Below are 11,163 nucleotides of genomic sequence, written 5' to 3' on the forward strand. Positions count from 1 at the left end.
CCATTCGTCTTGCCCGCAGCGCTCCCCCGTCGCACGTCTCGACACGTTAGCAGAAGCGCCCCCCGCGTCGACAATGCTTCGTACCACCCGTAGCGCTCTCATCTGCGACAACGTCCGCCCCGCCGGTCGCCGACGTTTTAGCCGTCGGCCCCTGAGGTACCCGTAGGTCGGCCCTGATGGGTATTCACCACCACCTGGCGAAGGGACAGCTATGCCAGATCTCACACCTGACCGCGAGGTGGCCTCTCGGGAGGCCATCGCCCGCCGGCCGGAGCGGAAGTCCCGCGGCCTGAAGGCCGTCGGCCTCCTCGGATTCTTTTGCCTCGGACTGATGCTCGTGCTCGGCGGCACGGCAATCGCAGCCGGCGCGAGTGACCGCGACGCGACCGTCTGGCTGGCCATCGGCGCAGTCGTGGCGGGCCTCCTGGCCGTCGGCCTCCTCATCGGCAGCCGGGTGCTTCTGCGGCAGCGCGCCGGACGCGATGGCGAACGTGCGCACCAGGATCCGATCCAGCCGGAGACCACGGCCGAGGAGGCCGAACGATACGAGGAGCGGTACCACGACTTCCCCGTCGGCCACGCCGGAAAGCACGAGCGGGCCCGGGAAGAACGGTCCGAAGACCACCAAAACGACGGAAAGGCCTGAAATGCGCGCAGTGACCTGGCAGGGCAAACGAAACGTATCCGTGGAGACGGTGCCCGACCCGAAGATCATCGAACCCACCGACGCGATCATCAAGGTCACCTCGACCAACATCTGCGGTTCCGACCTCCACCTCTATGAAGTGCTGGGCCCGTTCATGAACGCCGGCGACATCCTCGGCCACGAGCCGATGGGCATCGTCGAGGAGGTCGGTTCCGACACCGGCGATCTCCGGGTCGGGGATCGCGTCGTCATCCCGTTCCAGATCTCCTGCGGTGCATGTGGTTTCTGTAATGACGGGCTCATGACCCAGTGTTCGACCACTCGTGTGACCGAACAGGGCATGGGTGCCGCGCTCTTCGGTTACTCTCAGCTCTACGGATCGGTGCCGGGTGGGCAGGCGGAGTATCTCCGTGTGCCGCAAGCGCAGTTCACCCACATCAAGGTGCCGCTGGAGAATCCGGACTCCCGCTACGTCTACCTGTCTGACGTTCTCCCCACCGCATGGCAGGCGGTCGAGTACGCCGAGATCCCCAGCGGCGGAACGGTCACCGTTCTCGGCCTCGGGCCCATCGGCGACATGGCGGCACGAATCGCCTCCCACAAGGGCGCCCGGGTCATCGGCGTCGACCGTGTGCCCGAACGCATTCGGCGCGCACAGGGTCGCGGTATCGAGACCGTGAACCTCGACGAGGTCGACGACGTGGGCGAGGCGATCCGCGACCTGACCGGCGGGCTGGGCACGGATTCGGTGATCGACGCCGTCGGGATGGAGGCCCACGGGTCACCCCTGAACAAAGCGATGCAGACCGTTGTCGGACTGCTTCCTGACCCCATCGCGCGCAAGGCGATGTCGGAGGCGGGCGTCGACCGGCTGGGTGCGCTCTACTCGGCCATCGACATCGTCAAGCGTGGCGGGACGATCTCGCTGTCCGGCGTGTACGGCGGCATGGCCGATCCGCTGCCGATGCTGACCATGTTCGACAAGCAGATCCGGTTGCACATGGGCCAGGCCAACGTAAAGCGGTGGGCCGACGACATCCTGCCGCTTCTCACCGATGTCGATCCTCTGGGTGTGGACACCTTCGCCACCCACGAGTTGCCGCTCGATCAGGCGCCGGAGGCGTACGACAAGTTCCAGCGCAAGGCCGACGGCATGGTGAAGGTCATTCTCAAGCCGTGACCCGAAACCGGGGCCCACGCTCGTCGGCGTGGGCCCCGGGACCGGTGTTCGTTCAGCAGTCAGCCGTTCGGGCGTTTACCCGATCAGCCGTGAGCCCGCAGGAGAGGCTCTTCGAACTCGTCGTCGGCGACCTCTTCGCGCAGGGTCTCGAGAATCCTGGTCAGGAGCCTCGACACATGCATCTGGGAGATGCCGATCTCGCGAGCGATCTCGCTCTGAGACATCGAACGGAAGAACCGGAGGGTGAGAATAGTTCGTTCACGCTCGGTGAGGCGGGCAAGCGCCGGCCGTAGCGTCACGAACTCCTCGACCATGTCGAGCCGCTCGTCCTCGTCGCCCAGGGTGTCTGCGAGGGTCCAGCCGTCCGTGGACGAACCGGCCTCGGCGTCAATGGAACTCGCGGTGTATGCAGACCGCGCGACCATTCCCTCGATGACCTCTCCGACAGGTAGTCCGAGGTGCTCGGCGATCTCGCTCGGCCGCGGAGACCGCCCGAGGGACTGCAGGAGTTCCTCGCTGGCCTTCGCGATGTTGAGCGAGGCCTCCTGCGCACGACGTGGCACTCTGATCGACCACGTACTGTCACGGAAATACCTCTTGACCTCGCCCATCACCGTCGGAACGGCGAAAGCGAGGAAATTGTTGCCACGCTCGACGTCGAATCTGTCGACCGCATGCATGAGACCGATCCGCGCAACCTGGCGCAGATCATCAACCGGTTCGCCACGATCGGAGAACCGTCGTGCGACGTGATCCGCAAGCGGTAGGCACCGCTCGATCACCTCGTCGCGTTTTTTGGCACGTAAGTCGTCGTCCCATTCGCTGCGAATCTCACGCAGTATCGGGAGGACGTCGCTGTAATCGTCGTGCTCGGCGCGTTTTGTCGCCATTTGTCACCACCCAGACGTTCAGATCTTGCGACCGATGGGCTGACTGCTGCCCCATCTAGCATGGATTGATGCAGCGCACGCGACTCGACGCGCATCAGGTACTAGACAATCATGTTCTTCGCCACACGTCCACTTTCGGAGTCTCACAATGTGGGATTTTTTAGAAACTTTTTACCGTGACCGGATCGGCCTTGTTCGGGTACCGAAGGACCCGTAGGGTGAAGAGTGCGGTTCAGGTAGGAGCTGCGTACACAAGAGCAACAGAGCACCCAAGGCTTGACTGCTCACGCGATATCACGGCTTATCTCCGTTCAGGACGATCGTGAACTTGGGCCCCGGCGCCTTCATCGGCCGGGCACAAACAGCTCGATCACCGTCCGATCGTGTCTGTGACGCTCACTACTGAGACGAGCACCTCATGCCTCTTACCACTTCCACCATTTTCCGATCCGCATTCGACGCGGGCGCAGAATCCGCGGAAAGAACATCCACCAGACGGTTTGATTCGGCGAAATCGTATTGTGTGCAACGCTTTTCCGGGTCTGTCGACCGGGAAACAGCAGCGGATTTCGCCGCCGCCCTCGATCGTGTCGCGCGTGACCGTGTCCACGGCGTCGTCCTGGACCTCTCCGCGGTCAACTTCTTCGGCACCGTCGGACTGGTTCTGCTGCAGACATTCGTCGACGAAGCCTCCACTCGATCGATCCCCGTTGTCCTCGTGGGTGAACGAACCGTCAGCCGTCCGCTCGAGTTGTCCGGCATGGCGGACCACGTCCGCCTCTTCGAGAACGTCGATGACGCCGGCCGGGTGCTCACCGAAGGTGAGATCGGACCCTCCACAACGGAATTCGCGGTCTCCGAGTAACACTCGACGTACTGCGCCGGCAGGTCACCTCTTCAGGGTGATCTGCCGCGCTATCTCGACCAGCTTGGTGTTCGACTCCTGGGACAGTTTCTTCAAGAGGTCGAACGCTGCCAGTGCGTCGATGTCGAACCGCTCCATCAGGATGCCCTTCGCCTGTCCGATCACGTCGCGATTCGCCAGCGCACTGTTGAACTGCTGGTCTTTCTTGATCGTGTTCCAGGCCAGCGCGGCATGGGTGGCGTAGACGATGCCGATGTCCTCGGCGTGCAGGTCGAAGACATTCGGCTCATCCGCGAAGAGATTGAGCGCCCCGATCGTGTTGCGATTGGCGAAGAGCTGGAATGACAACACCGATCGGATCGGCACCTCGCCCATCGCCCGGCTCCGGTACTTCGGCCACCGTTCGTCGTTCTGTAGATCGTGGACGCGGACGACCCGGTCGTGCAGGGCTGCCGACAGGCACGGTCCCTCCCCAACCTCCGCTTGGATCCGGTCGTGGATCTCCGCGATCTCGTGCGTCGCACCGAAGGACTCGATGGAGCGCCGGTCCGTGGCGACCGTCAGTCCGGCGTACTGAGCTCCGGGGATCTCGGCCACCGCACCTGCGACGATTGTCTTGGCCACCTGTTCGTCGTCGGCTCCGTCGCCGTGCAGCCCTCGTGCCAGCTCCGCGATGCGGAGATGAACGTTGTCGGTCGCCTCGGTCACGATCGAACTCCTCTCAGGCGACCGACCGCGTCAACTGGACGTGTCGGTGGCGCCGTGGTGTTACGGACCCGAATACCCAACGTAGCGCCTGCAGACCTCATCGACGGGGTTTCACGGTCTCTGAACGACGTTCCGCCCATGTACGACGCTCTGGCAGGCTTTGCACCATGCTCCCGATCCTCGACCTCCACGACGCCGACGCCGATCCCGCGGCGTTTCGTGCTGCGCTGCGTGACGCCGCCCACGACCACGGGTTCTTCTATCTGACCGGCCATGGCGTACCGGTCGAATCGCTCACCCGGGTGTTGCGACTGGCGCGTGACTTCTTCGGGCTACCCGAGGACGTCAAGAACGAGATCAGCCAGCTGCAGAGCCCACAGTTCCGCGGATACTCGCGGCTCGGCGGGGAACTGACGAACGGCATGGTCGACTGGCGCGAGCAGATCGACATCGGCCCGGAACGCCCGGTCATCCCGGGCGCCGAGGGGTACTGGCGGCTACAGGGACCCAACCTCTGGCCGTCGTCGCCGGTCGGTTTCCGGAACGCCTTCGAGCACTGGGGTGCGGCGCTTTCCGAGGTCGGCTTGCGGTTACTGCGGCACTGGTCGGTATCGCTCGGCGCCCCTGAGTCCTTCTTCGACGCGGCGTTCGCCGAACTGCCGGCGACCCTGATCAAGGTGGTCCGCTACCCGGGCACCGCCGACAGCACCCAGGGCGTGGGCGCGCACAAGGACTCGGGAGTGCTCACTCTGCTGCTCGTCGAACCCGGCTCGGAGGGCCTCGAGGTCGAGACCGCCGCCGGCACCTGGCTCGAGGTCCCGCCTGTCGAGGGAGCGTTCATCGTCAACATCGGCGAACTGCTCGAGGTCGCAACCGGGGGCTACCTCCGAGCGACCCGGCACCGGGTCCGCGCGCCCCGCCCCGGCACCGACCGGGTCTCGATCCCGTTCTTCCTCAACCCTGCTCTCGACGCGGTCATCCCGATCATCGACCTGCCGCCCGAACTGGCCGCGGCATCCCGCGGCGTCGAGGCCGATCCGAACAACCCGATCTTCGACACCTACGGCGAGAACGCCTGGAAGTCGCGCACCCGCGCACATCCGGATGTCGCGGAGCTGCATCACGGAATCGTCGCCAGATAGCCACAAACCCACCCTTTCTCGGCAAAGCCACCGCGGCTGCGGCGGTGGGGGTGGAACTGCCGAACAAGGGTGGGTTTGTGGCGTGCGTCAGACCAGGTCCGACACCGTGGCGTGCTCGTCGAGCAGCGGTGGCGCCGACCGGTACCTCGGCGGGGTGGCGCTCATCCGGATCGGGTTGGCCACCGACCGGAACGGCTCCCCGCGACGCGGGTCGGCGATCTCGACCACTGGGTCGAGTCCCAGACGTTCGGCGAGTGCGATGGCGTCGGCGATGTCGTTGAGCGGCCCGCACGGCACGCGCCGGGCGGTGAGTGCGTCGAACCAGTGATCGGCGCTCGCCGTCGACAGCGTGTCGTTCAGGATCGCCACCAGCTCTTGACGATTCGCGACTCGGGCACTGTTGGTCGCATACCGTTCGTCCGCGGGCAGGTCGGGACGTCCGAGGACCTCGCACAATGAGGCGAACTGACGGTCGTTGCCGACGGCCAGCACGAACGGACGGTCGGCGGTCCGGAAGACCTCGTACGGCGTGATGCTCGGATGCCGGTTACCCATGGCGGTCGGCACCACTCCGGCAGCAACGTAACCCGAGGACTGGTTGGCCAGCGCTGAGAGCAGCGAGGACAGCAGGTTCACCTCGATCCGCTGCCCCTCCCCGGTCCGGTCGCGATGCCGCAGTGCAGACAGAATGCCTACGGCCGCATGCAATCCCGTGATGACGTCGACCACCGCGACACCCACCTTGGTCGGGGTCTGCGGGTCGGGGCCGGTGATGCTCATCAACCCGCCGACCGCCTGGATCAGCAGGTCATATCCCGGGAGTTGGTTGTTGCCACCGAAACCGGTCACCGAGCAATACACGGTATCGGGCCGGAGGCCGGCCACCGCGTCGTAACCGAGACCGAGCCGGTCCATCGTGCCCGGCATGAAGTTCTCGACGACGACGTCGGCCCTCTCGACGAGGCGTCGTGCCTCCTCGAGCCCCTCGGGATCGGAGAGGTCGATCGCCACCGACCGCTTGTTGCGGTTGACCGACAGGAAGTACGACGACTGGTCACCCACCCAGGGCGGACCCCACGACCGGGTGTCGTCGCCGACTCCGGGTCGCTCGACCTTGACGACCTCGGCACCGAGGTCGGCGAGCAGCATCGTCGCGTACGGCCCGGCGAGCACCCGGCCGAAGTCGGCGATGACGAGTCCGTCGAGAGCGCCGAGATCGCTCACCGGAATGCAGCCTGGCCCGTGAGGGCGCGGCCGATGGTGAGCTGGTGGACCTCGGAGGTGCCCTCGTAGGTGAGGACGGACTCGAGGTTGTTGGCGTGGCGGATGACCGGATACTCGAGGGTGATCCCGTTGGCGCCCAGGATGGTTCGGCATTCGCGGGCGATCTTGATGGCCTCACGGGTGTTGTTGAGCTTGCCGGTGCTGATCTGCTCGGGGCGGATCTCGCCGCGATCCTTCAGACGACCCAGGTGGTAGGCCAGCAGGTGACCCTTGCCGACCTCGAGCGCCATGTCGGCGATCTTGGTCTGGGTGATCTGGTAGCCGGCGAGCGGCTTCTCGAAGACCTCGCGGGACTGCGAGTAGTCGATGGCGGTCTCGAGGCAGTCGCGGGCGGCGCCGATCGCGCCGAAGATGATGCCGAAGCGGGCCTCGCTCAGGCTGGTCAGCGGACCGCGCAGGCCCTCGGCCTTGGGGAGCATCGCCGATTCCGGCAGACGGACGTTGTCGAGGACGAGCTCGGAGGTGACCGACGCACGCAGCGACATCTTCTTGTGGATCTCCGGAGCAGAGAACCCGGGGGTGTCGGTGGGGACGACGAAACCGCGGATGCCGGCCGGGCTGTCGGAAAGATCGGTCTGCGCCCACACGACCGCCACGTCGGCGATCGAACCGTTGGTGATCCACATCTTGGTGCCGTTGAGCACCCAGTCTCCGCCGTCACGCTTGGCGTTGGTGCGCATCCCGGACGGGTTGGAGCCGAAGTCGGGCTCGGTCAGGCCGAAGCAACCGATCGCCTCACCCGCGGCCATCCGCGGCAGCCACTCGTTCTTCTGTTCCTCCGAACCCCAGTGGTGGATGGAGAACATCGCCAGCGAGCCCTGCACGGACACGAGGCTGCGGATACCGGAGTCCACGGCCTCGAGTTCGAGGCAGGCCAGGCCGTAGGCCGTCGCGCTCATCCCCGGGCAGCCGTAGCCCTCGAGGTGCATGCCGAGAGCGCCGATCTGACCGAGCTCCTTGGCGATCTCGCGAGCCGGAAGCTTCGCCTCCTCGAACCAGTCGCCGATGTGGGGTCGCAGACGCGCGTTGGCGAAGTCGCGAACGGTGTCCCGGATCGCGATCTCGTCCGCATCGAGCAACGAGTCCAGGGCGAAGAGCTGCGCCAAGGTGCTGGGTCGGGACATCGGAACCTCCGGGGATCGGGCGTGCTTCTGATCGTACAAGGACTGTGAGAACGTTTGCGAGAACGTTTGCATGGGCTACGGTAGGTGCTCGAACGCGCAGCGTCAACAGCGCTACCGACAGGATGGGGGAGCCAACGTGGCCGGTGGTCAGCGAACGCCGACCCTCAAGGAGATCGCGAAAGCCGCGGGTGTCCACGTGTCGACGGCTTCTCGGGTACTGCGGCAGTCCGAACCCGCGGACGGATGGTCGGAGTCGGCCCTGCGTGTCCGCGAAGTCGCCGATCAGCTCGGCTACCAGCGCAACCTCTGGGCCGCGAGTCTCCGCACCCGCAAGACCACGACCCTCGGCGTCGTGATGACCCGACTCACCGACGGCGTGGTCGCCACGACCTACCAGGGCATCGAGCAGGAGGCGACCCGCGCCGGCTACTCGGTACTGCTCTCCAGCCCGCCCGACGACCCGGAAGCCCAGCGCGCGGCCATCGAGCTACTCGTCGGGCGCCAGGTCGACGGCCTGCTGCTCAGCGGTCTGCACCGACCGGGTAAGGAGTTCATCACCTCGCTGCGGGTCGGCGACCTGCCGATGATGACGCTGACCCGGCACGCCGACGCCGGGCTCCCCTTCGTCGGCGGCGACGACGTTCGGGGTGGCGCGCTCGCCGCACGTCACCTGATCGATCGCGGGTACACCGACCTCGCCGTCATCGCCGGCCCGGCCCACGCCACGACGGCGACGGATCGACTCGAAGGCTTCCGCAGGGAGGCTGCCGCGGCGGGGATCGCACTCCCCGAGAGTCGCGTCGTCGCCTCGAGTTTCGAGGTGCGCGGCGGCACCGAGGCCGGGCGCATGCTGCTCGACGCACCGGACCGGCCGAGGGCGATCTTCGCGGTGTCCGACACCATCGCCGTCGGCGTCCTCGGCGTTGCCCGCGACCTGGGACTCCGCATCCCCGAGGATCTGGCCCTCGTCGGCTACAACGACATCCCCATCGCGGCGCAGCTTCCCGTGCCGCTCACCACGATCCACTCCCCCGCTCTGGAGATCGGCCAGACCGCGGTGCGCGGGTTGCTGGATCTGACCGCGGGTCGCGAAGTGGAATCCCGACGCCTGCCGGTCGAGCTGATGGCCCGCGGCACCACCTAGGAACGCGGCACCGGGTGAGAGCGCGGCACCGGTCAGAAGTGCTGCGCACCACCGTCGATCGAGATCTCCTCGGCGGTGATGAATTTCGACTCATCCGACGCCAGGAACGCCACCACGTTCGCGACCTCCTCGGCCTCTGCGGCGAACTGGTTGAGGAACGTCATACCCATACCCGCCAGCCGCGGATTGGCCTTGTTGGTCTCCTCGATGCGTTCGACCATCCGGCCCGAACCCATCGGCGTGATCACCGCACCCGGATGGACTGTGTTGACCCGAATGTCGTGTTGTCCCAACTCCGCCGCAAACGCACGCGACATCCCGACCAGCGCGTGCTTGCTCGTCGTGTAGTGGACCATGAACGGCTGCAACTTCTTTCCGGCCAGCGAGCTGGTGAGGATCACCGACCCGCCGCCGCGGTCGATCAGATGAGGGGCCGATGCGGTCACGGTGTTCCAGACCCCGGTCACGTTGATGTCCATGGTGTCGGCGAAGCTCTGCGGCGTCACCTCGTCCCAGGTCTCCGGGATGCAGATGCCGGCGTTGGCGACCACGACGTCCAGCCCACCGAGGGCCTCGACCCCGTCGCCGACCGCGGCGCGGAGTCCGTCGAGATCCCGAGTGTCACAACGGGTCAGGGTCGCCTTGACGCCCAGATCCTCGACGAGTCGCTGGGTTTCGGCGAGATCATCCTCGGTGGCGGGTTCGTATGGTACGCCCGGTAGTGGCCCGGCGAGGTCGACGCCGATGATGTGCGCTCCCTCGGAGGCCAGCCGTACCGCATGCGCCCGCCCCTGGCCCCGGGCAACGCCCGTGATGAATGCGACCTTGTCCGCCAGCCGTCCCATGTCGCTCCCCGTCCGCCGGATGCCGGGACCCGATCGGGCCCCCTCGGCGCGACTCTACGGATTGACGGCGGCTGCGCGGGCGGACTCGAGAGCGTAAAGGTTCTCGTCCCACCCATCGGCGAGTGGGCCGAAGAAGTGGAAGCGCACCTTCTTCACCCGGTACAGCCACCGCCCGTCCCGTTTGACCAGCTCGTCGGTGTAGCGACCGGCGGCGATCGACGCGACGCCGTCGAGCACGCACGGCTGCCAGAGGAACGACCGCGCCGTCGCCTCGTCACCGTCGATGTCGATCTCGAGGTTGGTGATGAAGTGCCAGAACGACGTGAGTCCGCCATCGGCGAGACCGGCGAAGAAGGCCTTCATCTCGGCCTTGCCCTTGGGATTCGACAGACCGTCGAACTCGCCGTCGTCGGTGAAGAGTGCCATCAGCTCGTCCCAGTTCCCGTCATCGAGATGACGACAGTACCGGGCGTCGAGCGTCCGAATGGCCTCGATGTCTTCCAGGCGGGTCAGCCGCGCCGCCAGGCCGGAGTCGGTCGTCATGGTGCCTCGATTAACGTTCGTTCACGTGTTCCACACCATAAAGCCGCGGAATACGCGGGTCAACAGCGCCTGGCACCGCCGTCGTTGCTGGTGACATCACTCCGACCTAGTCTGAGCACATGAACACTCGATCGCCTGCGGCGACCGCAGCGTCCCGCGACCGCATCCTCAACGCCGCACTCGACGAGTTCTTCACGGCCGGTTTCCACGGTGCAACCATGCGAACCATCGGTAACCGTGCAGGTTGCAGCGCTGCAAACGTCTACAACCACTTCGAGAACAAGTCCGATCTACTGGTTGAGATCCTGCGGACCGCGAGCGACGAACAGTTCACCGCGACTCGCAACGCGATCCGTCGGGCCAGGAAAGATCCCGTCGAGCAGTGGCGAGCGGCAGTAGTCGCCCATGCGCTGTACACCGCCAAGCGGCCGCGCGAGTGCCTGGTGGCGAACACCGAGCTGCGCTATCTCGGCGAGATCGACCGCAAGCGCGTGGTCGGATCGCGCGACGCACAGGAACAACAGTTCATCGACATCGCCGAAAGAGCGGTTGAACAGGGGCTTTTCCACGTCGATCGGGTCCATCAGGCGGTCACCGCGGTTCTCCTGATGTGCGCCGGGATCCCGGTGTGGTTCCGCCCGGACGGCCCCCGGACCGCAGCCGAGGTCGCCGAGGATTACGGCCAGTACGCACTCAACCTCGTCGGATACCGTCCCGAACTCGCTCGTCCATTGACCTCGGCATGACCCGATGCTCTAATGGTGAACGACCGTTAATGAGTGATCACCGCAC

Annotated in this window: 12 protein-coding genes; 6 read left to right on the forward strand and 6 right to left on the reverse strand. The window is 65.9% G+C overall.

Annotated features, from left to right (window positions below; translation table 11 throughout):
• The first annotated feature begins 211 nt into the window (after window positions 1-211).
• Both M1L58_RS09410 and M1L58_RS09415 read left to right on the forward strand, forming a co-directional pair.
• Complete coding sequence (locus M1L58_RS09410) at window positions 212-646, forward strand: hypothetical protein (protein ID WP_248658690.1); 435 nt, start codon at window positions 212-214, stop codon at window positions 644-646.
• Between the two features lies 1 nt (window position 647).
• Window positions 648-1,826, forward strand: coding sequence for a zinc-dependent alcohol dehydrogenase (locus tag M1L58_RS09415; protein ID WP_248658691.1), 1,179 nt, complete (start codon window positions 648-650; stop codon window positions 1,824-1,826).
• Window positions 1,827-1,909: 83 nt separating this feature from the next.
• On the opposite strand, the gene M1L58_RS09420 is transcribed toward M1L58_RS09415, so the two are convergent.
• On the reverse strand, window positions 1,910-2,716 hold the full coding sequence (locus tag M1L58_RS09420; RefSeq protein ID WP_248658692.1) for an RNA polymerase sigma factor SigF: 807 nt from the start codon (window positions 2,714-2,716) through the stop codon (window positions 1,910-1,912).
• 523 nt (window positions 2,717-3,239) lie between these two features.
• On the opposite strand from M1L58_RS09420, the gene M1L58_RS09425 reads away from it, so the two are divergent.
• On the forward strand, window positions 3,240-3,581 hold the full coding sequence (locus M1L58_RS09425) for an STAS domain-containing protein (protein WP_248658693.1): 342 nt from the start codon (window positions 3,240-3,242) through the stop codon (window positions 3,579-3,581).
• Window positions 3,582-3,605: 24 nt separating this feature from the next.
• On the opposite strand, the gene M1L58_RS09430 is transcribed toward M1L58_RS09425, so the two are convergent.
• Complete coding sequence (locus M1L58_RS09430; protein ID WP_006868969.1) at window positions 3,606-4,289, reverse strand: GAF and ANTAR domain-containing protein; 684 nt, start codon at window positions 4,287-4,289, stop codon at window positions 3,606-3,608.
• A 167-nt stretch (window positions 4,290-4,456) separates the two neighbouring features.
• Here M1L58_RS09430 and M1L58_RS09435 point away from each other — a divergent pair, with 167 nt between their 5' ends.
• Window positions 4,457-5,431, forward strand: a complete 975-nt coding sequence (locus tag M1L58_RS09435) for an isopenicillin N synthase family dioxygenase (protein ID WP_248658694.1) — start codon at window positions 4,457-4,459, stop codon at window positions 5,429-5,431.
• A gap of 87 nt (window positions 5,432-5,518) precedes the next feature.
• On the opposite strand, the gene M1L58_RS09440 is transcribed toward M1L58_RS09435, so the two are convergent.
• Window positions 5,519-6,655 carry a CaiB/BaiF CoA transferase family protein gene (locus M1L58_RS09440; protein WP_248658695.1) on the reverse strand — a complete coding sequence of 379 codons (1,137 nt, stop codon included), beginning with the start codon at window positions 6,653-6,655 and terminating at the stop codon, window positions 5,519-5,521.
• Window positions 6,652-7,839, reverse strand: coding sequence for an acyl-CoA dehydrogenase family protein (locus M1L58_RS09445; RefSeq protein ID WP_248658696.1), 1,188 nt, complete (start codon window positions 7,837-7,839; stop codon window positions 6,652-6,654). Before M1L58_RS09445 ends, M1L58_RS09440 begins: the two co-directional genes overlap by 4 nt.
• Before the next feature lie 136 nt (window positions 7,840-7,975).
• Here M1L58_RS09445 and M1L58_RS09450 point away from each other — a divergent pair, with 136 nt between their 5' ends.
• The gene (locus M1L58_RS09450; protein ID WP_248658697.1) at window positions 7,976-8,983 is read left to right on the forward strand and encodes a LacI family DNA-binding transcriptional regulator; all 1,008 of its coding nucleotides are present in this window, start codon (window positions 7,976-7,978) and stop codon (window positions 8,981-8,983) included.
• 32 nt (window positions 8,984-9,015) lie between these two features.
• On the opposite strand, the gene M1L58_RS09455 is transcribed toward M1L58_RS09450, so the two are convergent.
• Both M1L58_RS09455 and M1L58_RS09460 read right to left on the reverse strand, forming a co-directional pair.
• Window positions 9,016-9,828, reverse strand: coding sequence for a mycofactocin-coupled SDR family oxidoreductase (locus M1L58_RS09455; protein ID WP_248658698.1), 813 nt, complete (start codon window positions 9,826-9,828; stop codon window positions 9,016-9,018).
• A gap of 54 nt (window positions 9,829-9,882) precedes the next feature.
• Window positions 9,883-10,371: a nuclear transport factor 2 family protein gene (locus tag M1L58_RS09460; RefSeq protein ID WP_248658699.1), complete on the reverse strand. Its 489-nt coding sequence runs from the start codon at window positions 10,369-10,371 to the stop codon at window positions 9,883-9,885.
• Between the two features lie 119 nt (window positions 10,372-10,490).
• On the opposite strand from M1L58_RS09460, the gene M1L58_RS09465 reads away from it, so the two are divergent.
• Entirely contained in the window at window positions 10,491-11,117 is a 627-nt protein-coding gene (locus tag M1L58_RS09465; protein ID WP_248658700.1) for a TetR/AcrR family transcriptional regulator, read from the forward strand.
• The last annotated feature ends 46 nt before the right edge of the window (window positions 11,118-11,163 follow it).

It is taken from the genome of Gordonia sp. C13, from assembly GCF_023218005.1.
In the GTDB taxonomy this organism is placed as follows: domain Bacteria; phylum Actinomycetota; class Actinomycetes; order Mycobacteriales; family Mycobacteriaceae; genus Gordonia; species Gordonia namibiensis.